The organism is Amycolatopsis sp. TNS106, assembly GCF_019330265.1.
GTDB classification, from domain to species: domain Bacteria; phylum Actinomycetota; class Actinomycetes; order Mycobacteriales; family Pseudonocardiaceae; genus Amycolatopsis; species Amycolatopsis lurida.
Genome location: NZ_CP024972.1, coordinates 3,919,911 through 3,942,915, shown reverse-complemented (window position 1 = coordinate 3,942,915; position 23,005 = coordinate 3,919,911). Strand labels below are relative to the sequence as shown.

The window sequence follows — 23,005 nt, the reverse complement described above, 5'->3', positions numbered from 1 at the left end:
CTCGATGCGTATCACGGTCTTCCGGCGGCTGATGGCCGACGAATTCGGTTCCGGACGTGCGGAAACGCTTTCCAGGGATCACTCCTTCGGTGAACTCGGGGGCCGGACCGTCGAACAGGCCCTCGACGCGGGGATCTCGGCCAAAGACGTCTGGCGAGCGGTCTGCGACGCCTTCGAGATCCCGCCGGAGCGGCGCTGACCTCGGCAAAAGGACGAGAACCCTAGCGCGACGGCGTGTCGGCCACGGCCTCGAACACACGTTCGTCTATGGTGTTGTCCACAACGGGGTCAGCGATCCACAGCTTGGGCGCGAGGCCTGGAATTGTCGGTGGTCGCCCGTAGCGTCGGACCCGACAGCTCAGAACTGAACAAGCCCTACCCGGCTCAACCAACGAGGTGGACTCCATGGCACCAGCAGCACCCGACAAGGACAAGGCGCTCGAACTGGCCCTCGCCCAGATCGACAAGCAGTACGGCAAGGGCTCGGTCATGCGCCTCGGCGAAGAGGGCCGCGCGCCGATCGAGGTCATCCCCACCGGCGCCATCGCGCTCGACGTCGCGCTCGGGATCGGCGGCCTTCCCCGCGGCCGGGTCATCGAGATCTACGGTCCGGAGTCCTCCGGTAAGACCACCGTCGCGCTCCACGCGGTCGCCAACGCGCAGAAGAACGGCGGCATCGCCGCGTTCATCGACGCGGAGCACGCGCTGGACCCGGAGTACGCCAAGAAGCTCGGCGTCGACACCGACGCGCTGCTGGTCTCCCAGCCGGACACCGGTGAGCAGGCGCTCGAGATCGCGGACATGCTGATCCGCTCCGGCGCGCTCGACATCCTGGTCATCGACTCGGTCGCCGCGCTCGTGCCGCGCGCCGAGATCGAGGGCGAGATGGGCGACAACCACGTCGGCCTCCAGGCCCGGCTGATGAGCCAGGCGCTGCGGAAGATGACCGGTGCGATGAACAACTCCGGCACCACCGCGATCTTCATCAACCAGCTGCGCGAGAAGATCGGCGTCATGTTCGGCTCCCCGGAGACCACGACCGGTGGTAAGGCGCTGAAGTTCTACGCCTCGGTCCGCCTGGACGTCCGCCGCATCGAGACGCTGAAGGACGGCGGCGAGCCCGTCGGCAACCGCACCCGCGTCAAGGTCGTCAAGAACAAGGTCGCGCCGCCCTTCAAGCAGGCCGAGTTCGACATCCTTTACGGCAAGGGTGTCTCCCGCGAGGGTTCGTTGATCGACATGGGTGTCGACCAGGGCATCCTGCGCAAGTCCGGCGCCTGGTACACCTACGAGGGCGACCAGTTGGGCCAGGGCAAGGAGAACGCCCGGAAGTTCCTGCTGGACAACCCGGACATCGCCAACGAGATCGAGAAGCGCATCAAGGAGAAGCTCGGCATCGGTGCCGCCGTCGACGCCGAAGCCGCCCCCGCGCCGGTCGACTTCTGAGTTCCGCGCAGCCCCGCCAGGGGTGAAGTCACCGATCGATCGTTTCGACTGGAGTGAGAGCTGAATGCGTGCGCCCAAAGTGGATCCGGCGGAGCTGCCGCCGGACGAGCGGAGGAAGAAGGCCAAGGAGATCTGCTTCGATCTCCTGGCCGCGCGCCCGCGTTCCACGGACGAACTGCGTCAGGCCCTCAAGCGCAAGGGCTTCGACGAGGAGACGACGGAGACCCTGCTCGGTAAGCTGGACAAGGCAGGGCTCATCAACGACGCCGAGTTCGCCGAGATGTGGGTGCGTTCCCGCCATGCCAACATGGGCCTGGCACGGAACGCCCTCGTAGCCGAACTCAAACGCAAAGGAATCGATGGGGATATCGCCGTCCAGGCCGCCGAAGAGGTGGACCGAGAGGCAGAGGAGCAGCGCGCCCGAGAGCTGGTACGGAAGCGCATGCGCTCCTTGGGCAACGTCGACGAGCAGACGGCGATCCGCCGCCTGCTGGGCTTCCTCGCCCGCAAGGGCTATCCCCAGGGGCTGGCCTACACCGTGATCCGCGACGAACTCCGCGAGTTCGGCGCCGAGTCGGCGCTGCTGGACGACGCCACCCTCGACTGAGCTTCCTCACCTGAGCCGCTCGCCGGCCGTACGGGCACGCTTGCCCGCGCGGTCGGCGTTTCGCGTTCCAGGAAGGACGGCACGCTCGTGGCCGAGTTCCGCCGCGAGTCGTCCGCCTGGACACGCGTGTCGTCCGTCTGATCACGCGTGTCGGCCATCCGATCACGCCAGACGCCGTGTTCCGCGCATGCGAGACGCCGGAGCGTGGCCCTGACCAGCGCCGATACGACCGATCAGGAATCGAGAAGCGTCGGAAGCCCGTCCGGAAATAGCGTTACCGGCATGAACTTCATCGACGCCATCACCCTCGAAGTGGCCGACACCGAGGCCGCCGAACGCTTCTACACCACCGCCTTCGGGCTCGGCTCCGAGCTGCGTCTGCGGGCTTCGCAGGAGCCGTCCACCGGCTTCCGCGGCTACACCCTGTCCCTCACGGTTTCCCAGCCAGCCAACGCCGACGCGCTCATCGACGCCGCCGTCGCCGCCGGGGCGACCGTGATCAAGCCCGCCACGAAGTCGATGTGGGGGTACGGCGGAACCGTCCGGGCTCCGGACGGCGCGATCTGGAAGATCGCCACTTCGGCGAAGAAGAACACCGGACCGGCGGCCCGCGAATTCGACGCCATCGTGCTCCTGCTGGGTGTCGCCGACGTGGCCGCGAGCAAGAAGTTCTACGTCGAGCACGGCCTCACCGTGGGGAAGAGCTTCGGCCGCGTGTACGTCGAGTTCGAATCCGGCTCGAGCCCCGTGAAACTGGCGCTGTACAAGCGCAAGGCCTTGGCCAAGGACGCCGGCGTGTCCCCGGAGGGCACCGGCTCGCACCGCATCGCGATCTGCGGCGCGACGCCGTTCACCGACCTCGACGGGTTCGCCTGGGAGACCTCGACTCTCGCCGCCCAGTCCTGATGTGCCACTACCGGATGCCCCCGCTCGCCGCTTACCGAGGAGAAACCGCCATGACCGCCACGTACGAAGGATTCACGGCCGAAGAGAAGGCCGCGATGAAGGAACACGCCCAGGACATGAAGAAAGCGGCGCGCCGCGGTTCGGCCGCCGACAAAGCGGCGGCGGCCGAGCAGGACGTGGTCGCGAAGATCGCCGAGATGTCCGACGAGGACCGGGCGCTGGCCGAGCTGGTCCACACCGTCGTGAAGGCGAACGCGCCCATGCTCGCGCCGAAGCTCTGGTACGGCCAGCCCGCCTACGCGCTGGACGGCAAGATCGTCTGTTTCTTCCAGGCGGCGGCCAAGTTCAAGACGCGGTACGCGACGCTCGGCTTCAACGAGGCCGCTCGGCTGGACGACGGCGCGATGTGGGCGACGGCCTTCGCGCTGACCGGCGCCACCCCCGAGGTGGAGGAACGCATCGCCGCGCTGGTGAAGCAAGCCGTCAGCTGAGCCGAAGCAGGCGATGCCCGGCAGCGAGCACACGGGAGTTGTTGCGAAAGCCACTTTCGCAACGTCCTCCCCGCCAAGCCGCGCCACCGGCGAGTGGCAGCTCGTTTTACCGCGTGAGTGGCCACTCACGACACAGCGGTGGAACCCTAGGCTCGGGTGATCACCGGGAGGACCACATGATCACCATCGCTCCGCTGGAGCCCGAAGACCGCGAAGCCTGGGAACACCTGTTCCGCGCGTACATCGCCTTCTACGAACGTGTCGCGCCGCAAGAGGTCTACGACCGAGCCTGGCGCGAATTCCAGGCAGGGGAACGGATGCACGCGCTCGGTGCCCGCGTGGGCGGCGAGCTCGCCGGGATCACGCATTTCCTGACGCATCCCAGCACTTCGGCGCTCACCGACGTCTGTTACCTGCAAGACCTGTTCACGGCGCCGGAAGCCCGGGGCAAGGGGGTCGCGCGGGCGTTGATCGAGGCCGTCGCGGACTGGGCGCGTGACCGCGATTGTGACCGGGTCTACTGGCACACCAAGGAATCCAACGCCACCGCGCGCCGCCTGTACGACCAGGTCGCGGTCAACCGCGGTTTCCTCCAGTACCAGCTCCCGCTCTGAAAACAGTGAGGGCCACCCGTTGCACGAGTGGCCCTCACGACACGGATCAGAGCTTCGAAGCCTCCGCCGCGAACGCTTCGATCTTCCCGAAGTCCTTGGCAGCCAAGGCGTCCTTCGGCGTCAGCCACGATCCGCCGATGCAGCCCACATTGGACAGTGCGAGATAGTCCGGTGCGGTCTTCACGGTGATCCCGCCGGTCGGGCAGAACTTCAGCCCGGGCAGCGGCCCGCCGATCGACTTCAGGTACGCCCCGCCGCCGCTGGCCTCGGCGGGGAAGAACTTCAGCGCGGTCAGCCCGCGTTCGGCCAGTCGCATCGCTTCGGACACCGTGCTCGCGCCCGGCAGGAACGGGAGCCCGGTCTCGAACGCGGCGTCCAGCACGGCGTCCGTGCAGCCCGGGGTCACCAGGAACTTCGCGCCGGCGTCGGCCGCCTGCTTCGCGTGCTCGGGCGCGGTGACGGTCCCGGCGCCGATGACGATCTCCGGGACCTCCGCGGCGATCCGCTCGATGGAGGCGAGTGCCGCCGGGGTGCGCAGGGTCAGCTCGATCACGCCGATCCCGCCCGCGAGCAGGGCCCGCGCGGTGGGCACGGCGTCGTCGGCGTCGTCGAGCACGACGACGGGCATCACGGGGGACAGGCCGAGCAGGTCGGCGCCGGTGGTCACTGGGTTACCTCCACAGGGGTCAACGTGTGCGCCGGAGCGCCGAAGTGTTCCGGCGTGAGCGGTCCGAACACGCTCGCGCCCTGATCGGCGGGGCCGACCGCGCGGCGCAGCGCCGCGAACAGCTCCCGGCCGGTGCCGGTCCAGGATGCCTCCGAAGGCGGGGAGTCCACCAGTTCACGGCGGGCGAGTTCTTCGTCACCCACGAGGACGTCGAGCGTCCCGGACCTGGCGTCGAGGCGGACGACGTCGCCGTCGGCGATCCGCGCGATCGGGCCTCCCACCGCGGCTTCCGGGGTCACCTGGATCGCCGCCGGGATCTTGCCGGACGCACCCGACATGCGGCCGTCGGTGAGCAACGCCACCTGGTGCCCGCGGTCCATGAGCACCCCCAGCGCGGGGGTGAGTCCGTGCAGTTCCGGCATCCCGTTGGCCTGCGGGCCCTGCTGCCGGATGACCACGACGACGTCGCGGTCCAGCTCGCCCGCCTCGAAAGCGTCCTTGAAGGACTTCTGGTCGGTGAACACCCGCGCCGGGGCCTGGACGATCCGGTGCTCCGGCGCCACGGCCGACACCTTGATCACCGCGCGGCCGAGGTTGCCCGCGACCATCCGCAGCCCGCCGTCGGCGGCGAACGGCCGCCACACGGGACGCAGCACGTCCTCGTCGAGGCTGCGCGTCGGGACGTCACGCCAGACCAGCTCACCCTCGGACAGGATCGGCTCCTGCCGGTAGCGGTGCAGACCAGGCCCGGCGACGGTCCTGACGTCCTCGTGCAGCAGGCCCGCGTCGAGCAGGGTGCCGACCAGGAACTGGATGCCCCCGGCGGCGTGGAAGTGGTTGATGTCGGCGCTGCCGTTCGGGTACACGCGGGCGAGCAGGGGGATCACCGACGACAGATCGGAGAAGTCGTCCCAGGTCAGCTGGATGCCCGCGGCGGCGGCGATCGCGACGAGGTGCATCGTGTGGTTGGTCGAGCCGCCCGTGGCGAGCAGCGCGATGACACCGTTGACGACGGCCTTCTCGTCGAGCACGCGCGAGATCGGCGTGTACTCCTCGCCTCGCGAAAGCTTCACCACGCGGCGTCCGGCCTCTTCGGTGAGCGCCTTCCGCAGCGGTGAGTTCGGCTGCACGAAGCTGGCGCCCGGCAGGTGCAGGCCCATCACCTCGACGACCATCTGGTTCGAGTTGGCGGTGCCGTAGAAGGTGCACGTTCCCGCCGAGTGGTACGAAGCCGCTTCGGCGTCCAGCAGGTCTTCACGGGTGGCCTTGCCTTCGGCGTAGAGCTGGCGCACGCGCGCCTTCTCCTTGTTCGGCAGGCCCGAGTTCATCGGTCCGGCGGGCACCAGGATCGCCGGGAGGTGCCCGAAGGACAGCGCCCCGATCAGCAGGCCCGGGACGATCTTGTCGCAGACGCCGAGCAGCAGCGCCGCGTCGAACATGTCGTGGGAGAGCGCGATCGCGGTCGACATCGCGATCACCTCGCGGCTGAACAGCGAGAGCTCCATCCCGGGGCGGCCCTGGGTGACGCCGTCGCACATCGCGGGCACGCCGCCGGCGAACTGGGCCACCCCGCCCGCCTGACGGACCGACCCCTTGAGCATCGCGGGGTACTCCTGCATCGGCTGGTGCGCCGAAAGCATGTCGTTGTAGGACGAGACGATCGCGACACCAGGCGCCCGCACGGCGCGCAGTGCCGCTTTGTCGACACCTTCCATCGCGGCGAAGCCGTGGGCGAGGTTGCTGCAGTCGAGGCCGCGCCGCATCGGTCCTTCTTCGTGGGAGGCGGCGACGCGCTCGAGGTACGCGGCGCGGGTTTCGGCGCTGCGTGCGGCGATACGTTCGGTGACTTCGGCGATGATGGGGTGGACGTTCGGGGCGGTGCTCATTGTCCGGCTCCGGATCACTGGTCGTGGTGGTCCGCGGGACGGCAACGCTGACGTCGCTGGGTCGTGACAGTGGCCACAGTACCTCGGGGGAAAGCCCGAATCAAAATCGATACAGAAGATCGACTCGCGTGACCTCCGTCACGTCACTAGGTTCCACTGTGCTACTTGTCACATTGCACAACGCGCGGCAGAGTCGAGACGGCGAGGAATCGCCGGCCTTCGAAGGCTCAAGCGGCCAACCGAACCGACCATCGGGAGGTACCGATGTCCACCACAGAGATCGCCGAGCTTCGGCGAGCCATCGGTCAGTTGAGGCAGTGCGTCGGCGCGCTGCGATCCCGATACGGCGACGCTTCGGCGGTACGACGCCTGGCGAACGACGTCGAGCGGCTCGACATCGACGCGACCGACCTCGACACGACCCCGAACGCGGTGCCCGCGCAGGCGAAGGCCGCCGATCGTGTCCAGGTTCCCGACACGCCCTACGACCCGGCGCTGTGGCACGGCGCCGATGACGAAGGCGTCGGCGGCTACAAGCGCGACCAGCGGTGAGCGCCCCCGCCGGCAACGAGGCCGGACGGGGTACGGGGGTCCGCGCGCCGTCGCGGGCCCGGATCGCCGAAAAAACGCTGCGCACCGACCGGTGGTGGCTGTCCCCGCTGCTGACCGTCCTCGGCCTCTCCGCCTTCATCATCTACGCGACGATCAGGTCCTTCGTGCGCACCGCCTACTGGGTGCCCGAATACCACTACCTGACGCCGTTCTATTCCCCTTGCGTCTCGGAATCCTGCGTCGAAGGCTCCCGGCATTTCGGGGCCTGGATCGGCGAACTGCCGGGCTTCATCCCGCTCGGCTTCCTCGTCCTGCCGTTCCTGCTGGGCTTCCGGCTGACCTGCTACTACTACCGCAAGGCCTACTACCGGGCCGTCTGGTTCTCGCCGCCCGCCTGCGCGGTCGCCGAACCGCACGCGAAGTACACCGGCGAGACGCGGCTGCCGCTGATCATCCAGAACGCCCACCGCTACTTCTTCTACGTGGCCGTGGTCGTCTCGCTGGTCAACACCTACGACGCGATCACCGCTTTCCACGGCAAGACCGGCGGATTCGGCTTCGGGCTCGGCAACATCGTGCTGACCGGCAACGTGATCCTGTTGTGGGCGTACACGTTGTCGTGCCACTCGTGCCGTCACGTGACCGGCGGCAGGCTCAAGCACTTCTCGAAACATCCGGTCCGCTACTGGATCTGGACGCAGATCACGAAACTCAACACCCGCCACATGGCACTGGCGTGGACGACGCTCGGCACGCTCGTGCTGACCGACCTCTACGTGATGCTCGTGGCGAGCGGCGCCATTGCGGATCTGCGGTTCATCAACTAGCGGCGCGGGAATCTCCCGTCCCCGGCGACAAGCTTTGAGGTGGCTCTTTTCATGACCGAGGTCGAACGGCTCAACTACGACGTCGTGGTGATCGGTGCCGGCGGTGCCGGTCTCCGCGCGGTCATCGAAGCCCGCGAACGCGGCTTCAGCGTCGCGGTGGTGTGCAAATCGCTTTTCGGCAAGGCACATACGGTGATGGCCGAAGGCGGCTGCGCGGCGTCGATGGGCAACGCGAACTCGAACGACAACTGGCAGGTGCACTTCCGCGACACCATGCGCGGCGGGAAGTTCCTCAACAACTGGCGGATGGCCGAACTCCACGCCAAGGAGGCGCCGGACCGGGTCTGGGAACTGGAGACCTACGGCGCGCTGTTCGACCGCACCGCCGACGGCCGGATCAGTCAGCGCAACTTCGGCGGGCACACGTACCCGCGGCTGGCGCACGTCGGCGACCGCACCGGGCTCGAACTGATCCGCACGATGCAGCAGAAAATCGTTTCGCTGCAACAAGAGGACTTCAAGGAGACCGGCGACTACGAGGCGAGGATCAAGGTCTTCGCCGAATGCACGATCACCGAGCTACTGACCGACAACGGCCGGATCTCGGGCGCCTTCGGGTACTGGCGGGAGAGCGGCCGGTTCATCCTGGTCGAGACGCCGGCGGTCGTGCTGGCCACCGGCGGCATCGGGAAATCGTTCAAGGTCACCTCGAATTCCTGGGAGTACACCGGTGACGGGCACGCGCTGGCGCTGCGGGCCGGGGCGAAGCTCATCAACATGGAGTTCGTCCAGTTCCACCCGACGGGTATGGTCTGGCCGCCGAGTGTGAAGGGGATCCTGGTCACCGAAGGCGTCCGCGGTGACGGCGGGGTCCTCAAGAACACCGAGGACAAGCGGTTCATGTTCGAGTACGTGCCCGAGGTGTTCAAGGGGCAGTACGCGGACAGCGAGGAAGAAGCCGACCGCTGGTACACCGACGCCGACAACAACCGCCGCACCCCGGATCTGCTGCCGCGGGACGAGGTCGCGCGCGCGATCAACTCCGAGGTCAAGGCGGGCCGGGGATCGCCGCACGGCGGGGTCTTCCTCGACATCGCCAGCAGGCTGCCCGCGGAGGAGATCCGCAAGCGGCTGCCGTCGATGTACCACCAGTTCAAGGAACTCGCCGACGTCGACATCACGAAGGAGCCGATGGAGGTCGGCCCCACCTGTCACTACGTGATGGGCGGGATCGAGGTCGACCCGGACACCGCGTCGTCGAGCGTGCCGGGGCTGTTCGCCGCGGGCGAGTGTTCGGGCGGAATGCACGGCTCGAACCGGCTCGGCGGCAACTCGCTGTCCGATCTGCTGGTCTTCGGCCGCCGTGCGGGACTCGGTGCCGCGTCGTACGTGTCGGACCTGAAGGACCGCCCCAAGGTCAGTCAGTCCGATGTGGACGCCGCCGCGGCGATGGCGCTCGCACCGTTCGACCCGCCGGGTGACGGCGTCGAGGAGAATCCGTACAGCCTGCACACCGAACTGCAGCAGTCGATGAACGATCTGGTCGGCATCATCCGCAAGGCGGAGGAGATCGAGCGGGCACTGGAGAAGCTCGGGGAACTGCGCGAGCGGATCAAGCGGGTCACCGTCGAAGGGCACCGGCAGTTCAACCCCGGCTGGCACCTCGCCGTCGATCTGCGGAACATGCTGATGGTCAGCGAATGCGTGGCGCGGGCCGCGCTGCTGCGGACCGAGAGCCGGGGTGGGCACACCCGCGACGACCACCCGGGCATGGACGCCCGGTGGCGCAACAAACTCCTGGTCTGCTCGGCCACGCCGGGTGACAACCCGGTGATCCCGGAGATCGGTATCGAGGTCAAGGCACAGACCCCGCTGCGGCAGGACCTGCTGGAGCTGTTCGAACTGTCCGAGCTGGGGAAGTACTACACCGACGAAGAACTGGCCTCGCACCCCGGGAGCCCGGCATGAGCTACAAGGCGAGTTTCCGGGTCTGGCGCGGCGACGCCGACTCCGGTGAGCTGAAGGACTACAGCGTCGAGGTCAACGAGGGCGAGGTCGTCCTCGACATCATCCACCGGTTGCAGGCCACCCAGGCCTCGGATCTGGCGGTGCGCTGGAACTGCAAGGCGGGCAAATGCGGTTCGTGCTCGGCGGAGATCAACGGCAAGCCGCGGTTGCTGTGCATGACGCGGATGTCGACCTTCACCGAGGACGAGGTCATCACCGTGACCCCGATGCGGACGTTCCCGGTGATCCGCGACCTGGTGACCGACGTGTCGTTCAACTACACGAAGGCCCGCGAGATCCCGTCGTTCACGCCGCCCCCGGAGCTGAAGCCGGGGGAGTACCGGATGCAGCAGGTGGACGTCGAGCGCTCGCAGGAGTTCCGCAAGTGCATCGAGTGCTTCCTGTGCCAGAACACCTGCCACGTGGTGCGTGACCACGAGGAGAACAAGGAGGCCTTCGCCGGCCCCCGGTACCTGATGCGGATCGCCGAACTCGAAATGCATCCTCTCGACGTCGCCGACCGGCGCGACGAGGCGCAGGAGGAGCACGGGCTCGGCTACTGCAACATCACCAAGTGCTGCTCGGACGTATGCCCCGAGGGCATCCACATCACCGACAACGCGCTGATCCCGATGAAGGAACGCGTCGCCGACCGGAAGTACGACCCCATCGTCTGGCTGGGGAACAAGCTGTTCCGGCGGGACAAGTAGACCCGACCGGCTCGGTACCGTGCTCCTTTGCCCGCTCTGAAGTACATGAAGGCCCCCTTCCCTCGGCTCAGCCGAGGGAAGGGGGCCTTCACGCGCAGCCTCCGTGACTGCTGATGTAGATGTGACGTATGTGGCGATCACCGAAGTCCGTGAAGGCCTCCTTGAGGGACCCAGAGTCCCTCAAGGAGGCCTTCACGGACTCCAACCGTCCACAAGGGACGTTTCCTGGTGGCGACGTCACGGCTCTTTAATCGGTTGCTCCCACTCACTCGCCTGTCGCACACTTACCCGCACACCGACCGGGGAGGACACATGACGCGACGTTGTTACGCCATGGCCCTTGGTATGGAAGAGAAACACGGCTCCCCGCCGTCGTCCTAGCAGGACGTCGCGTACGTGGAGCCGCCCCTCGGGAAACCGGACCGGGCGGCTTTTCCTTTGGTGAACCCTGATTTCTGGAACGAAGCAGTCCGGTGCGCGGTGCGTGCCGGACTGTGTTCCAGGCCAAGGCGCGTTGGTCCAGCGGAAGGGATACCGGGTTTTCACCCCGGTGACGTGGGTTCGACTCCCACACGCGCTACGCCCCGGCACGGCGGGGAAACCTGTTCCGTCGTACCGGTGCGGCGGTGTGGGGTCCGTGTGTCCCATACCGCCAGACGCGCACGGTCCGGCGACCGGCCGGGATTCATAGCCCCGGCCAGCCTGGCTCGACACCAGGGTGCGCGACTCAGCCCATCTTGCGGGCGCTGTGCACGTCGCCGCTTTCGTGGCGGCGCAGGACGATGTCCTGGAAACCGTTGTCCCGCAACGCTTCTTCCAGGCCGATGCCGTTCGTGGCGACGGCCACGAGCAGTCCGCCCGTCACCAGGCTCGCGGCGACGCGGCCGAGAGGGTCGGAAGAGTCCAGGAAAGCCAGGACGATGTCGAAGGCACCCATCACGGGCAGTCGGGCGAACTGGTGGACCTCGTACGAGATCCCGACGGGGTCGCGTTCCTCTTCGCGCTGCGCGGCCGCGATCAGCGTCTGATCCGCGTCGACGCCGACGACGCGGCGAGCGCCCTTGCCACGGAGCAGGCGGGGATAGCGGCCATCACCGCACCCGACGACCAGGACCGACCTGCCCGCCAGGTCCGGCAGCGCTTCGAGCAGCGTCGCGGCCTGGTCCGCCATACGGCCGACGTTAGCCGACGAGGTCACCGTCCCGACAGGACCAAGAGGCCTATCCCGAAATACATGAAGGCCCCCTTCCTGTACGTAGGCGCAAGGAAGGGGGCCTTCATGTACTTACGGAGCTACAGCGACCGACCGGTGTTGAAGTCGGTGGCATCGACGACGGACGCGGGTGCGTCGTGCACCGGCTTGGCCCCCTTGGGAGCCTTCTTCCGCCGCGCCAGCTTGTTCTCCAGCCACGACGCGAACCAGCTCAGGAGCAGGTTCAGCACGATGAAGATGATCGCGACGATGATCAGCGTCGGGATCGTGTTGCCGTAGAGACCGGTGAGTGGTCCGGTACTCCGGATCAGCTCGTTGAAGCCGATGGTCAGCTGACCGGCCAGCGCGGTGTCCTTGAGGATGACCACCAGCTGGCTCACCAGCGCGGGCAGCATCAGGGTGACCGCCTGCGGCAGCAGGACGGTCATCATGATCTGGGTCTTGCGCATGCCCAGCGCGGACGCGGCCTCACCCTGGCCCTTGGGCAGCGAAAGGATGCCCGCACGGAACACCTCGGCCATGACCGAGCCGTTGTAGAGCACCAGACCCGTCACCGCGGCGAACAGCGGGCGGATCTCGGCGTCGATGTCGGTGTAGAACGCGTAGAACGCCGCGGCGAAGACCATCAGCAGCAGCACTGGGATCGCCCGGAAGAACTCGACGACCGCGCCGACCGGGACCCGGATCCACTTGTGGTCCGACAACCGGCCGATGCCCAGCAGCGCACCGATCGGCAGCGCGATCACGATCGACAGCGCGGCGGCCTTCAGGGTGTTGAGCAGACCGGGCACGATGAACTCGGTCCAGGTGGAGCCGTTGAGGAAGGGCTCCCACAGTGCGCCGGCCCACTGGTTCTTCTCGTCGAAGCCCACGTAGATGTAATAGAGCACCAACGCCAGGACGAGGAAGAAAAGGACGCTGTAGAGCCAGTTCCGTGCCCGCGCCTTCGGCCCGGGGATGTCATAGAGGACGGTCTGCGCGCTCATCGCTTGACCTCGACCTTCTTGGCGACCCAGCCCAGCAGCAGGCCGAGGGGGAGGACCAGGATGACGAACCCGACGGCGAAGAGCAGGAAGACCAGGAGCAGCGAGTCGGACTCGTTCTCGATCATGTCCGACATCAGCAGCGACGCTTCGGCGACACCGATGATCGACGCGACCGTGGTGTTCTTCAACAGCGCGATCATGACGTTCGCCAGCGGCGCGATCACCGACCGGAACGCCTGCGGCAGCACGATCAGCGTCAGCACCTGGACGAAGCCGAGCCCCAGCGCGCGGGCCGCTTCCGCCTGGCCGACCGGGACGGTGTTGATACCCGACCGCAGCGATTCACAGACGAATGTCGCGGTGTAGGCGACGAAGCCGAGGATCGCGAGCCGGAAGGCGTTGTCTTCCAACGACGTCGTCGACTCCGACGAGGCCAGGTTGAGCCCCAGGGTGGAGGACAATCCCAGCGAGGTGAAGACGATGATCACCGTCAGCGGGGTGTTCCGGAAGATGTTGACGTAGGCGGTGCCGAACGCCCGCATGATCGGAACCGGGCTCACCCGCATCCCCACCAGGATGGTGCCCCAGATCAGGGAACCGATCGCGGAGAAGAAGGTGAGCTTGATCGTCATCCAGAAGGCGCCGAGCAAGTCGTAATTGGGATTGTCGAGGAAATCGAACAAGGTGCTCAACCCAGCCTCGGTATGGGAACGGTGCGCCGCGGTACACGGCGCACCGTTCGATTCCTTCAGTTCAGCGGCTCAGCGAGAGCCGGGTGTCAGGAGATGGCCGGGGGCTCGGGGATCTTGTAGCCCGACGGGCCGACGTTCTTCTCCAGAGCGGCCTTCCACGCGCCGTCCTGCTGCATCTTCTTGATCGCGTTGTTGATCGCGGTGATGCTCTCGTTGTCGTCCTTCTTCAGGCCGACACCGTACTTCTCGTCGGTGAAGCCCTTGCCGACCAGCTTCAGCTTGCCGGGCTGCTGCGCGGCGTAGCCACCGAGGATGACGTCGTCGGTGGTCATCGCGTCGACGGTCTTGTTCAGCAGCGAGGTGACGCAGTCGGTGTACTTGCCGCGCTCTTCGAGCTGAACCTCCTTGGCGTACTTCTCCTTGACGTTCTGCGCCGGGGTCGAACCCTTGACCGAGCAGAGCTTCTTGTTGCCGGTCAGCGACTCCGGGCCGGTGATGTCGGTGGAGTCGGCACGCACCAGGAGGTCCTGGTGGGCGATGAAGTACGGGCCCGCGAAGGAGACCTCGTTCTTGCGCTTGTCGGTGATCGAGTAGGTGGCGACGATGAAGTCGACCTCACCCTTCTTGATCAGGTCCTCACGCTGCGCGGACTGCGCTTCCTTCCAGGTGATCCCCGACTCTTCGACGCCGAGCTCCTTGGCGATGTACTTCGCCACGTCGACGTCGAACCCGGCGTAGGTGCCGTCGGCCTGCTTCTGGCCGAGACCGGGCTGGTCGAACTTGATGCCGATGACCAGCTTCTTGTCGCTCTTGGCCTTCGCCACCACGTTCTTGGCGCCGCTGGAGCCGCTGCCGGCGTCCGACCCGCCGCCGCCACAGGCGGAGAGGGCGAGACCGGCCGCCACGACGGCCGCGCTCATTCGCAGAACTCGGTTCAACCGCATTGTTCTCAGTTTCCTTCCGAATCTTGTCCAGCCATACCGGCCGGCGGGGAAGACCTCAGTGGGTCAGGATCTTGCCGAGGAAGTCCTTGGCGCGATCCGTCTTCGGCTTGGTGAAGAACTCGTCCGGGGTGGAGTCCTCGACGATCTCGCCGTCGGACATGAACACCACCCGGTTCGCCGCGCGCCGCGCGAAGCCCATCTCGTGGGTGACGACGAGCATCGTCATCCCGTCCTTGGCGAGGGTGGTCATCACGTCGAGGACCTCCTGGACCATCTCCGGGTCCAGCGCCGAGGTCGGCTCGTCGAACAGCATCACCTTGGGGCGCATGGCCAGCGCGCGGGCGATCGCCACCCGCTGCTGCTGCCCGCCGGAAAGCTGCGCCGGGTACTTGTCCGCCTGGTTGGCGATGCCGACTCGTTCGAGCAGGTCCATCGCGGTCTTGCGGGCCTCGGCCGAGTTGACCTTGCGGACCTTCATCGGCGCGAGCATGACGTTCTCGACGATCGTCTTGTGCGCGAACAGGTTGAACGACTGGAACACCATGCCGACGTCGGCGCGCAGCGCGGCCAGCGCCTTTCCTTCGGCGGGCAGCGGAACACCGTCCACCGCGATCTCGCCGGAGTTGATGGGTTCCAGCCGGTTGATCGCCCGGCACAGCGTCGACTTGCCAGACCCGGACGGCCCGAGCACGACCACGACCTGCCCGCGCGGCACCTCGAGGTTGATCTCCTTGAGCACGTGCAGGTCGCCGAAGTACTTGTTCACGGCGGCCGCCTTGATCATCGGCGCCGCCACCTCCGCGGTCATCTGGCCTCCAGGAGCGTTCGTTTGCAGGGGACTGCGGGGTCAGGCACCACGCGATGGCGGAAACCTACTCCCGTCGGACCGCTTGTAAAGACGGCTTGACCAATACTTAGGGTTTCAAGTCCGTATCGTTCTCAAGCCACCGGACGGCCCCGGTCCACCTCCGTCCGGCGCTGATCAGCCTAGACAAGGCAGGGGTGTCCCGTAACCGGGGTCACAGCAGATCTGTGACGCATCGTGACCATTACCGCGTGCAGTGGGTCCCTCACAGGGCCATCCGGCTCAGCGGTACGGGCAGCGCGAGAGGTGACTCACCCCATAGAGTCGTTCTTCAAGTCGTCGCGGTGGCGGTGACGGCGTGAAAGGGAAAACACGGGTGCGGGTACTGCTGGTGGAGGACGACGACCGGGTCGCGGGTGCCTTGACGCCCGCGCTGACCCGGCGCGGCCTGACGATCAAACGCCTCGCCTCCGGCGCCGGGGTGCTCGATCTGGTGCACGAGGTCGACGTCGTGCTGCTCGACCTCGGGCTCCCCGACATCGACGGGATCGTCCTGTGCCGCCGGATCCGCGCGGTCAGCGACGTCGCGGTGATCGTCGTTTCGGCGCGGGGCGAGGTCGACGACCGGATCCAGGGGCTCCGGTCCGGCGCCGACGACTACCTGGTCAAGCCCTACGACGTCGACGAACTGGTCGCCCGTGTCGAGGCCGTGCGCCGTCGCCGCGGGGAACGGCCCGCCGCGCCCGAACCGCCGGGCGTCATCCGCGCGGGTGATGTCTCGGTTGACATCGGGCGGCATGAGGTGCAGGTCGACGGCCAGCCGGTTTCGTTGTCCCGCAAGGAGTTCCAGGTGCTCGCGCTGGTGGTCACCGCCCGCGGCGCGGTCTGCGCCCGTGATCACGTGCTGACCGAGGTCTGGGGGCATCGTGGTCCCGCGGAGAGCCGGTCGCTCGACGTCCACGTGGCCACCCTGCGGACCAAACTGGGCAGGCCCGCGCTGATCGAGACCGTCCGCGGCGTCGGGTACCGCCTCGGCGGCGCCTACGGTCCGGCCGAAGAGGGCTGAGCCGGTGCGCGTCCGCCTCCAGGCGATCGTGCTGACGCTGGTCGCGGCGCTCGTGTTCGGCCTCGGCATCCCGCTCGCGCTCAGCGTGGCGGCCAGTGTGCAGCTCGACCTCTTCCTCGACCGTCTCACCGACACCTCCCGGTTCGCGTCGCTGGCCCAGCGCCCGCTGGTGGAGAACCGGCCGGACCTCATCGAGGACGAACTCCGCCGCTACACCGAGGTCTACGGGGTGCCGGTGGCGATCGTCGACCAGGACGGCGAATCCGTCGCCAGGGGCCCGGGTGAGACGCCCGGGATCGATCTGAAGGATCCCGTCATCGCCTCGCATCTGCAGCACGCGCTGGCGGGGCGGCGTTCGGAGCCCGGGCAGCTGCTGATGCCTTGGAATACCGAGCCGCTGGTGCTGGCCGAGCCGATCCTCATCGACGGCGAGGTGCGGGGCGCGGTGATCACCGTGTCCTCGACGGACAAGGCCCGCACCGAACTGCTGTGGTGGTGGCTGCTCATCGCGGCGGGCGCGGTGCTGGCGTTCGGGCTCGCGCTGCTGGTCGCGGTGCCGGTGGTGCGCTGGATCCTGCGCCCGGTCCGGCGGCTCGACGACGCCACCGGCGAACTGGTCGCCTCCGTGGTCAGCGGACGCGAGGTCAAACGGGTGGGGGAGACCGGCGGGCCGCCGGAACTGCGGCAGCTCGAACGGTCCTTCGACCGGATGGCCGCCAGCGTCGACGAGGCCCTCTCGGCGCAGCGGGCGTTCGTCGCCGACGCCTCCCACCAGCTGCGGAACCCGTTGACCGCGTTGAAGATCCGGCTCGGCAACCTCGACGGCCACGTCGACGACGACCTCGCCGCGGCCGACCTCGAAGCCGCCGTCGTCGACGCGCGACGGCTCAACCAGATCCTCGACGAACTCCTCTCGCTGGCCCGTGCCGAGGCTTCGGGCGGCGAACTGGTGCCGGTCGGCCTCGACGAGACGGTGGGTGCCCGGGTCGCCGACTGGACCGTGGTCGGCGCGGCCCGCGACATCACGCTGGTGGCGACCGGTCTCGGCGGCGGACTGCGGGTGCTCACCCCGGCACGCGGTCTCGAAGTGGTCCTCGACGCGCTCCTGGACAACGCGCTCAAGTTCACCGAGCCGGGGACCGAGGTGCGGGTGGACGTCACCACCGCGGACGGGAAGGTCGACATCGCCGTCCGTGACCACGGTCCCGGCCTGCGCGAAGACGAGCTGGACCGCGCGGCGGACCGGTTCTGGCGCAGCACCGCGCATCAGAACGTGCCCGGATCCGGTCTCGGCCTGGCGATCGTCACCGAGATCCTGGCCCGCTCGGACGGTTCGCTGCGGCTCGGCTCACCCGAAGGCGGCGGCCTCGAAGTGACCGTGACCCTGCCGGTCGTCAGTCTGTGCTAGTCCTTGAGCGACCGGAAGTAGCGCAACGCGCCTGGATGCAGCGGCAGAGGCGAGGTCTCGATGGCGGGATGGACGTCGATCGACAACGCCGCGCCCGCCGCCTTGACCAGCTGGTCCCGTGCGTCGAACAGGCCGCGTACGAGCGCCTCGGCGACGTCGTCGCGCATCGACGCGGGCACCACCAGGAAGTTCGGCAACACGAGCGTGGTCACCGGGGACGGCAGGTTGTAGGCCGTCACCGGGATGGTCGCCGTCCGGTACACCGGGCTGGTGGCCCGCAGGGCGTCCGCGAGATCGGTGATGTCGAGCAGCCGCAGGCCGACCGTGTGCACCTTCTCGGTGATCGACGGCGTCGGCAGGCCCCCCGACCAGATGACGGCGTCGATCTGCCCGTTCTCCAGCGCGGGCAGCGCCTCGGGGAGGCCGAGATTGCGCCGGTCGATCGCGCCGGTCAGCCCCGCCGCCTTCAACAGCTGCTTCGAGAGGAACTCGACACCCGAATCGGGCGAACCGATCGCGACCTTGTGCCCGCGCAACTGCGCGAACGACCTGATCGACGAGTCGGCGCGGACGATGACGTGCAGGTAGTCGTCGTGCACGCGGGCCAGCGCGGCCAGCCCGGCGGTGTCGTCGGCGGCGACGTCGGCGGCCACGAACGCGACGTCCGCCTTTCCCGCGCGCACCCGGCCGATGTTGTCCGGCGAGCCCTGGGTCTGCTGGATCACGGGCCGCTCGGTGTCCAGCTGCGTGGCCCACGCGTCGGCCAGCGCCTCGGCCAGTTTGTCGTAGACGCCGCCGTCGAGCCCCGCCGCGATCCGCACCTTCGTCCCGGAGAGATCGGGCCCGCACCCGGCGACCAGGGCACAGACCACGGCGATCACCACCGTCAGCACCCCTGGTCTCCTCATGAGGGTCGATCGTGCCATGGAACCCCGCCCGCGTACCCTCGAAGGCGAGATGAGCGCGCGCACTTACCAGATCCGCACCTTCGGCTGCCAGATGAACGTGCATGACTCCGAACGTCTTGCCGGGCAGCTCGAGGACGCCGGCTACGTTCCGGGTGACGGCGAGGCCACACCCGACCTGATCGTGTTCAACACCTGCGCGGTGCGGGAGAACGCGGACAACAAGCTGTACGGCACCCTCGGCCATCTGCGACCGCAGAAGACGGCGAAGCCGGACATGCAGATCGCCGTCGGCGGCTGCCTCGCCCAGAAGGACCGCGGCGAGATCGTCAAGCGCGCGCCCTGGGTCGACGTGGTCTTCGGCACGCACAACATCGGTTCGCTGCCGACGCTGCTGGAGCGCGCGCGGCACAACGCCGAAGCCGAGGTCGAGATCCTCGAAGCGCTCGAGACCTTCCCTTCGACACTCCCGGCGAAGCGCGACTCGGCTTACGCGGGCTGGGTGTCGATTTCGGTCGGCTGCAACAACACCTGCACCTTCTGCATCGTCCCGGCGCTGCGCGGCAAGGAACGCGACCGCCGCCCCGGCGAGATCCTCGCCGAGGTCGAGGCGCTCGTCGCCGAAGGCGTGCTGGAAGTGACTTTGCTGGGCCAGAACGTGAACTCCTACGGCGTCGAATTCGGCGACCGGCTCGCGTTCGGGAAGCTGCTGCGCGCCTGCGGTTCGGTGGACGGGCTGGAGCGCGTCCGGTTCACCTCGCCGCATCCGGCGGCGTTCACCGAGGACGTCATCGACGCGATGGCCGAGACGCCGAACGTGTGCCACCAGCTGCACATGCCGTTGCAGTCAGGTTCGGACCGGGTGCTGCGCGAGATGAAGCGGTCCTACCGTTCCGCGCGCTACCTCAAGATCCTCGACCGCGTGCGCGAGTCGATGCCCGACGCCGCGATCACCACCGACATCATCGTCGGCTTCCCCGGCGAGACCGAGGAAGACTTCCAGGCGACGCTCGACGTCGTCGCGCAGGCGCGGTTCTCCAGCGCGTTCACCTTCCAGTACTCGATCCGGCCGGGCACGCCCGCCGCCGAGATGGACGGGCAGCTGCCGAAGGAGGTCGTGCAGGAGCGCTACGAACGGCTCGTGAAGCTCCAGAACGACATCTCCTGGGAAGAGAACAAGAAGATCGTCGGACGGCGGGTCGAGCTGCTCGTGGCCTCCGGCGAGGGCCGCAAGGACACCGAGACGCAGCGCATGAGCGGCCGCGCGCGGGACGGCAGGCTCGTCCACTTCACGCCGACGGGACCGCTCGTGGACCGCTCGGTGCGTCCCGGCGACGTCGTCGAGACCGTGGTGACCTACGGCGCTCCGCACCACCTCGTCGCCGACGGCGACCTGCTGTCGCACCGCCGCACGAAGGCGGGCGACAACTCCGAGGCCGGGCTGCGGCCGAAGACCAACGGCGTGACGCTGGGCCTGCCGGGCTTCGGAGCCCCGGCCGTCACGCCGGAACCGGTGAGCGGGTGTGCACTGTGACCGAACCGAAGATCGACGAACTCGCCGCCGAGATCGACGAAGTCGGCGAACGCGCGGCCAAGACGATCGAGCTGGGCAGGCGCGGGTTCTCCATCGCCGTGCTGGTGTTCGTGCTGCTGGTCGCGCAGCTGCTGCCCTGGGTCGGCGAGTACGCCGGCTGGGAGGTGCTGCTCGGCAAGGGTGGCGGGATCCCGCAGCTGTTCGCCGCGACCTCCACCGGGGTCGGGGTGTTCGTCGGCGCAGTCACGCTGGTGACCCGGCGCTGGTGGCTGGCCTGGGTCTGCGCCGCGGGCGGCTGGTTCGCCTCCGTGGACGGGATGCTCGCGATCTGGTCCCAGCAGTCCTCGAACGCGACCGGCGCGGCCGGTGGCGGTCCGGGCTTCGGGCTGATCGTCGCCTGGATCGCCACCGTCGCGCTGGCCGTCTACTGGATGCGTGCCGCTTTCTCGCGCAGCTAGCCGACGCGCAAGGTGAGGTTGCTGGACGTGTACGCGCTCGCGTAGAGCGTCGTTTCCGGGTGGTAGGCCCGCAGCGTGATCACCGCGCTGAAGGAGAAGCTGAGCTTCAGGGAGAACGTCGAGTTGGGCCGGCAGGTCGTGTCGGCGATGTTCACCCAGACACTCCCTTGAAGCTGCTGCACGATGATCGCTTCGAGGCTGTCCGTCCCGTCGGTGCGCTCCAGGGCCTGCAGCGTCCCCTTGAGGGTGACCTTCTCGTTGACCTTGACCTGCTTCTTGCTGAGCGAGGCGTCGAGCTTGACCTTCTTCTTTCCGGCTTCGGAGGAGGCCGGGAGCGGTGCCGGGGAGCCGGTCGCCGCCGCGGCCGGGGCGAGCCCGGCCACCAGAGCACAACTGATCGCCAGGGCGGCGAACGCCCGGCGTACTGGGGGAATCAGTGTCTGGTTCATGCTCGAAGTCGACCATGGTTGAGCGCGGAGAGCGCTCGAATACGCACGAAGGTGCTAGCCATCCCTCCACAGTGGAGTGACGCGTCCCGCAGGCCGTGAAGGACTCCTTGAGGGACCCAGGGTCCCTCGAAGTTCCCCTCACCCCCGCCGGATCCCACTGGCCCCATCAGCCACAACGCGGCGGCGGAACCTCGACCGCACAAGTACGTGAAGGCCCCCTTCCTTGCGCTATACGCGATGAAGGGGGCCTTCACGTACTGTCGTCGTGGGGCGAGTGGACCTGGATCAGCGGTCCGCGATGGCCGCTTCCGCCGCCTCGAGCCACTCTCGCCACTGCGCGGCCTGCTCGTCCGCCTTCTTGGCGCGCCGCTCGTCACCCGCCGCACGGGCCTTCGCCGCCTGCGACTCGAACTGCTCGACCCGCTCGCGGAACTGCGCCGCCCTGGCCTGCGCCTCCGGGTCGGTCCGGCGCCACTTGCTGTCCTCGGCCGCCTTGATCGCGTCCTGCACGGCCTTCAGGCGCCCGTCCAGCTCACGGATGCGCTCGCGCGGGACCTTGCCGATCTCGTCCCACTGGTCCTGGATGCGCCGCATGTGCTGCTTCGCCGCCTCGAGGTTCGCGGCGGGGTCGATCTTCTCGGCCTCGACGAGCAGCTCTTCCTTCTGCTGCGCGTTGGTCGCGAACTCGGCGTCCCGCTCGGAGAACACCGCGGACCGCCGGGCGAAGAACTTGTCCTGCGCGGCGCGGAACCGCTGCCAGAGCGCCTCGTCGCTGTCCTTGGGGGCGCGGCCGGCGGCCTTCCACTCGGTCATCAGGTCCTTGTAGCGACCCGCCGTCTCGCCCCAGTCCTCGGACTCCGAGAGCGCTTCGGCCTCGGCGATCAGCTCTTCCTTGCGTTGCTTGGCGCCCGCGCGCTGCTTGTCGAGCTCGGCGAAATGCGAGCCACGGCGCCGGTTGAACGCCTCACGGGCCTTGGAGAACCGCTTCCACAGCTCGTCGTCGGTCTTGCGGTCGACACCCTTGACGGTCTTCCACTCGTCCAGGATGGCGCGCAGCCGGTCGCCGGCGGCCTTCCACTGGGTCGACTCGGCGGCAAGCTTCTCGGCCTCGTCGGCGAGGGCCTGCTTGCGGAGCACGGCGGCCGCGCGGGCTTCCTCACGTTCCTGCTTCGCCGAGGCCAGCGCCTTCTCGGCGTGGGAGATGACCTGTTCGATGCGGCCGCTCAGCGCGGCGATGTCGCCGACGACGGCGGCTTCGGCGAGGCCGTCACGCAGCTGCGTGGCCGTCGCCAGTGCGTGTTTGGGATCGCCCGCGCCGGACTCCAGGCGGGTTTCCAGCAGCTCGACCTCGGTGCGCAGGTCGTCGAAGCGGCGCGCGTAATGGAGCAGACCCTCGTCCGGGCTCCCGGCCTGCCAGACACCGACCGCGCGCTCGCCGTCGGGTGTGGTGACGTAGACCGTTCCTTCGTCGTCGACCCTGCCCCAAGCGGACGGGCTGGGCTCGGCGGGCGGCACGGGGGGTGCGGGATGCCCGCCACCGAGCGCGTGCGGTACCGGGTGCGGTGCCGGGGTACCGGTGGACGTGTTCTCCTGGGCCATCGCAGGCTCCTTATCGCCTGTACGCCCGCTGGCGCGGGCGCCCCGCCTAGCGGCGGGGCCGGGTAATGCGTTGCCGTCTTGCTTCGGGGGCATCAACCCCTTGCGGCATTCAAGCAGCTCAGCGTCCACCGTGGAACCGGATGAACCACCAGAGGGCAGTGATCCTACTTCCGGAGGACCCTCCGTGTCGGTCGGTTGCCGGTCCCCATGGGCGGGGAAGGTAACGTCGGCGG

24 protein-coding genes and 1 tRNA gene are annotated in these 23,005 nt (G+C 68.0%); 15 read left to right on the top strand and 10 right to left on the bottom strand.

All coding sequences use genetic code 11. From position 1 onward, the window contains the following. Window positions 1–4 precede the first annotated feature (4 nt). The 6 genes from CVV72_RS17620 to CVV72_RS17595 all read left to right on the top strand — a co-directional run bounded on the left by CVV72_RS17620 (window position 5) and on the right by CVV72_RS17595 (window position 4,064). Entirely contained in the window at window positions 5–199 is a 195-nt protein-coding gene (locus CVV72_RS17620; protein WP_219153404.1) for a DUF3046 domain-containing protein, read from the top strand. Window positions 200–405: 206 nt separating this feature from the next. Then, window positions 406–1,446, top strand: a complete 1,041-nt coding sequence (recA, locus tag CVV72_RS17615) for a recombinase RecA (RefSeq protein WP_005164741.1) — start codon at window positions 406–408, stop codon at window positions 1,444–1,446. Between the two features lie 79 nt (window positions 1,447–1,525). After that, a complete protein-coding gene (locus tag CVV72_RS17610) occupies window positions 1,526–2,053 on the top strand; it encodes a regulatory protein RecX (RefSeq protein WP_219154001.1) in 528 nt (175 codons plus the stop codon). Between the two features lie 282 nt (window positions 2,054–2,335). After that, on the top strand, window positions 2,336–2,959 hold the full coding sequence (locus tag CVV72_RS17605; RefSeq protein ID WP_219153403.1) for a glyoxalase: 624 nt from the start codon (window positions 2,336–2,338) through the stop codon (window positions 2,957–2,959). Between the two features lie 50 nt (window positions 2,960–3,009). Further along, window positions 3,010–3,450, top strand: coding sequence for an iron chaperone (locus tag CVV72_RS17600; RefSeq protein WP_219153402.1), 441 nt, complete (start codon window positions 3,010–3,012; stop codon window positions 3,448–3,450). 176 nt (window positions 3,451–3,626) lie between these two features. Next, a complete protein-coding gene (locus CVV72_RS17595; protein ID WP_219153401.1) occupies window positions 3,627–4,064 on the top strand; it encodes a GNAT family N-acetyltransferase in 438 nt (145 codons plus the stop codon). Between the two features lie 46 nt (window positions 4,065–4,110). Here the strand turns inward: CVV72_RS17595 and eda are convergent, their stop codons facing one another. Beyond that, on the bottom strand, window positions 4,111–4,731 hold the full coding sequence (eda, locus tag CVV72_RS17590) for a bifunctional 4-hydroxy-2-oxoglutarate aldolase/2-dehydro-3-deoxy-phosphogluconate aldolase (protein WP_219153400.1): 621 nt from the start codon (window positions 4,729–4,731) through the stop codon (window positions 4,111–4,113). Then, window positions 4,728–6,617 (bottom strand): phosphogluconate dehydratase, encoded by a 1,890-nt coding sequence (gene edd, locus CVV72_RS17585; protein WP_219153399.1) that lies wholly within the window; start codon window positions 6,615–6,617, stop codon window positions 4,728–4,730. The genes eda and edd overlap by 4 nt, the downstream gene beginning before the upstream one ends. 264 nt (window positions 6,618–6,881) lie before the next feature. Between edd and CVV72_RS17580 the strand changes: the two genes are divergently transcribed. From CVV72_RS17580 to CVV72_RS17560, 5 genes are all read left to right on the top strand, one after another. Continuing rightward, window positions 6,882–7,169, top strand: a complete 288-nt coding sequence (locus CVV72_RS17580; protein WP_005164726.1) for a hypothetical protein — start codon at window positions 6,882–6,884, stop codon at window positions 7,167–7,169. Next, window positions 7,166–7,996 carry a hypothetical protein gene (locus CVV72_RS17575; RefSeq protein ID WP_219153398.1) on the top strand — a complete coding sequence of 277 codons (831 nt, stop codon included), beginning with the start codon at window positions 7,166–7,168 and terminating at the stop codon, window positions 7,994–7,996. Before CVV72_RS17580 ends, CVV72_RS17575 begins: the two co-directional genes overlap by 4 nt. Window positions 7,997–8,047: 51 nt before the next feature. Beyond that, window positions 8,048–9,964, top strand: coding sequence for a fumarate reductase/succinate dehydrogenase flavoprotein subunit (locus CVV72_RS17570; protein ID WP_219153397.1), 1,917 nt, complete (start codon window positions 8,048–8,050; stop codon window positions 9,962–9,964). Then, window positions 9,961–10,713: a succinate dehydrogenase/fumarate reductase iron-sulfur subunit gene (locus CVV72_RS17565; RefSeq protein ID WP_219153396.1), complete on the top strand. Its 753-nt coding sequence runs from the start codon at window positions 9,961–9,963 to the stop codon at window positions 10,711–10,713. The genes CVV72_RS17570 and CVV72_RS17565 overlap by 4 nt, the downstream gene beginning before the upstream one ends. 508 nt (window positions 10,714–11,221) lie before the next feature. Further along, window positions 11,222–11,293, top strand: a tRNA-Glu gene (locus CVV72_RS17560). 147 nt (window positions 11,294–11,440) lie between these two features. Here the strand turns inward: CVV72_RS17560 and CVV72_RS17555 are convergent. From CVV72_RS17555 to CVV72_RS17535, 5 genes are all read right to left on the bottom strand, one after another. Beyond that, window positions 11,441–11,884, bottom strand: coding sequence for a class I SAM-dependent methyltransferase (locus CVV72_RS17555; RefSeq protein WP_219153395.1), 444 nt, complete (start codon window positions 11,882–11,884; stop codon window positions 11,441–11,443). A 122-nt stretch (window positions 11,885–12,006) separates the two neighbouring features. Further along, window positions 12,007–12,912: an amino acid ABC transporter permease gene (locus CVV72_RS17550; protein WP_125675703.1), complete on the bottom strand. Its 906-nt coding sequence runs from the start codon at window positions 12,910–12,912 to the stop codon at window positions 12,007–12,009. Beyond that, window positions 12,909–13,604: an amino acid ABC transporter permease gene (locus CVV72_RS17545; protein ID WP_219153394.1), complete on the bottom strand. Its 696-nt coding sequence runs from the start codon at window positions 13,602–13,604 to the stop codon at window positions 12,909–12,911. Before CVV72_RS17545 ends, CVV72_RS17550 begins: the two co-directional genes overlap by 4 nt. 86 nt (window positions 13,605–13,690) lie before the next feature. Beyond that, entirely contained in the window at window positions 13,691–14,548 is an 858-nt protein-coding gene (locus tag CVV72_RS17540) for a glutamate ABC transporter substrate-binding protein (RefSeq protein ID WP_034311964.1), read from the bottom strand. A 55-nt stretch (window positions 14,549–14,603) separates the two neighbouring features. Continuing rightward, entirely contained in the window at window positions 14,604–15,332 is a 729-nt protein-coding gene (locus CVV72_RS17535; RefSeq protein ID WP_173426348.1) for an amino acid ABC transporter ATP-binding protein, read from the bottom strand. 397 nt (window positions 15,333–15,729) lie between these two features. On the opposite strand from CVV72_RS17535, the gene CVV72_RS17530 reads away from it, so the two are divergent. Both CVV72_RS17530 and CVV72_RS17525 read left to right on the top strand, forming a co-directional pair. Then, window positions 15,730–16,419, top strand: a complete 690-nt coding sequence (locus tag CVV72_RS17530) for a response regulator transcription factor (protein ID WP_034311961.1) — start codon at window positions 15,730–15,732, stop codon at window positions 16,417–16,419. Between the two features lie 4 nt (window positions 16,420–16,423). Then, window positions 16,424–17,827 (top strand): HAMP domain-containing sensor histidine kinase, encoded by a 1,404-nt coding sequence (locus tag CVV72_RS17525; RefSeq protein ID WP_219153393.1) that lies wholly within the window; start codon window positions 16,424–16,426, stop codon window positions 17,825–17,827. On the opposite strand, the gene CVV72_RS17520 is transcribed toward CVV72_RS17525, so the two are convergent. Then, window positions 17,824–18,735, bottom strand: coding sequence for a TAXI family TRAP transporter solute-binding subunit (locus CVV72_RS17520; RefSeq protein WP_219153392.1), 912 nt, complete (start codon window positions 18,733–18,735; stop codon window positions 17,824–17,826). The genes CVV72_RS17525 and CVV72_RS17520 overlap by 4 nt on opposite strands. A 16-nt stretch (window positions 18,736–18,751) precedes the next feature. On the opposite strand from CVV72_RS17520, the gene miaB reads away from it, so the two are divergent. Then, window positions 18,752–20,266: a tRNA (N6-isopentenyl adenosine(37)-C2)-methylthiotransferase MiaB gene (miaB, locus tag CVV72_RS17515; RefSeq protein ID WP_219154000.1), complete on the top strand. Its 1,515-nt coding sequence runs from the start codon at window positions 18,752–18,754 to the stop codon at window positions 20,264–20,266. Beyond that, on the top strand, window positions 20,263–20,724 hold the full coding sequence (locus CVV72_RS17510; protein ID WP_219153391.1) for a hypothetical protein: 462 nt from the start codon (window positions 20,263–20,265) through the stop codon (window positions 20,722–20,724). The genes miaB and CVV72_RS17510 overlap by 4 nt, the downstream gene beginning before the upstream one ends. On the opposite strand, the gene CVV72_RS17505 is transcribed toward CVV72_RS17510, so the two are convergent. Both CVV72_RS17505 and CVV72_RS17500 read right to left on the bottom strand, forming a co-directional pair. After that, window positions 20,721–21,173 carry a hypothetical protein gene (locus tag CVV72_RS17505; protein WP_219153390.1) on the bottom strand — a complete coding sequence of 151 codons (453 nt, stop codon included), beginning with the start codon at window positions 21,171–21,173 and terminating at the stop codon, window positions 20,721–20,723. The genes CVV72_RS17510 and CVV72_RS17505 overlap by 4 nt on opposite strands. 285 nt (window positions 21,174–21,458) lie before the next feature. Further along, on the bottom strand, window positions 21,459–22,772 hold the full coding sequence (locus tag CVV72_RS17500) for a DUF349 domain-containing protein (RefSeq protein WP_219153389.1): 1,314 nt from the start codon (window positions 22,770–22,772) through the stop codon (window positions 21,459–21,461). Window positions 22,773–23,005: the final 233 nt, after the last annotated feature.

What these genes read in the sequence shown, in the direction of transcription:
- CVV72_RS17620 (WP_219153404.1), top strand. Translation starts at nt 5, where the DNA reads ATGCGTATCACGGTCTTCCGGCGGCTGATGGCCGACGAATTCGGTTCC.
- recA (WP_005164741.1), top strand. Translation starts at nt 406, where the DNA reads ATGGCACCAGCAGCACCCGACAAGGACAAGGCGCTCGAACTGGCCCTC.
- CVV72_RS17605 (WP_219153403.1), top strand. Translation starts at nt 2,336, where the DNA reads ATGAACTTCATCGACGCCATCACCCTCGAAGTGGCCGACACCGAGGCC.
- CVV72_RS17600 (WP_219153402.1), top strand. Translation starts at nt 3,010, where the DNA reads ATGACCGCCACGTACGAAGGATTCACGGCCGAAGAGAAGGCCGCGATG.
- CVV72_RS17595 (WP_219153401.1), top strand. Translation starts at nt 3,627, where the DNA reads ATGATCACCATCGCTCCGCTGGAGCCCGAAGACCGCGAAGCCTGGGAA.
- edd (WP_219153399.1), bottom strand. Translation starts at nt 6,617, where the DNA reads ATGAGCACCGCCCCGAACGTCCACCCCATCATCGCCGAAGTCACCGAA.
- CVV72_RS17580 (WP_005164726.1), top strand. Translation starts at nt 6,882, where the DNA reads ATGTCCACCACAGAGATCGCCGAGCTTCGGCGAGCCATCGGTCAGTTG.
- CVV72_RS17570 (WP_219153397.1), top strand. Translation starts at nt 8,048, where the DNA reads ATGACCGAGGTCGAACGGCTCAACTACGACGTCGTGGTGATCGGTGCC.
- CVV72_RS17565 (WP_219153396.1), top strand. Translation starts at nt 9,961, where the DNA reads ATGAGCTACAAGGCGAGTTTCCGGGTCTGGCGCGGCGACGCCGACTCC.
- CVV72_RS17555 (WP_219153395.1), bottom strand. Translation starts at nt 11,884, where the DNA reads ATGGCGGACCAGGCCGCGACGCTGCTCGAAGCGCTGCCGGACCTGGCG.
- CVV72_RS17550 (WP_125675703.1), bottom strand. Translation starts at nt 12,912, where the DNA reads ATGAGCGCGCAGACCGTCCTCTATGACATCCCCGGGCCGAAGGCGCGG.
- CVV72_RS17540 (WP_034311964.1), bottom strand. Translation starts at nt 14,548, where the DNA reads ATGCGGTTGAACCGAGTTCTGCGAATGAGCGCGGCCGTCGTGGCGGCC.
- CVV72_RS17535 (WP_173426348.1), bottom strand. Translation starts at nt 15,332, where the DNA reads ATGATCAAGGCGGCCGCCGTGAACAAGTACTTCGGCGACCTGCACGTG.
- CVV72_RS17520 (WP_219153392.1), bottom strand. Translation starts at nt 18,735, where the DNA reads ATGAGGAGACCAGGGGTGCTGACGGTGGTGATCGCCGTGGTCTGTGCC.
- miaB (WP_219154000.1), top strand. Translation starts at nt 18,752, where the DNA reads ATGGAACCCCGCCCGCGTACCCTCGAAGGCGAGATGAGCGCGCGCACT.
- CVV72_RS17505 (WP_219153390.1), bottom strand. Translation starts at nt 21,173, where the DNA reads ATGAACCAGACACTGATTCCCCCAGTACGCCGGGCGTTCGCCGCCCTG.
- CVV72_RS17500 (WP_219153389.1), bottom strand. Translation starts at nt 22,772, where the DNA reads ATGGCCCAGGAGAACACGTCCACCGGTACCCCGGCACCGCACCCGGTA.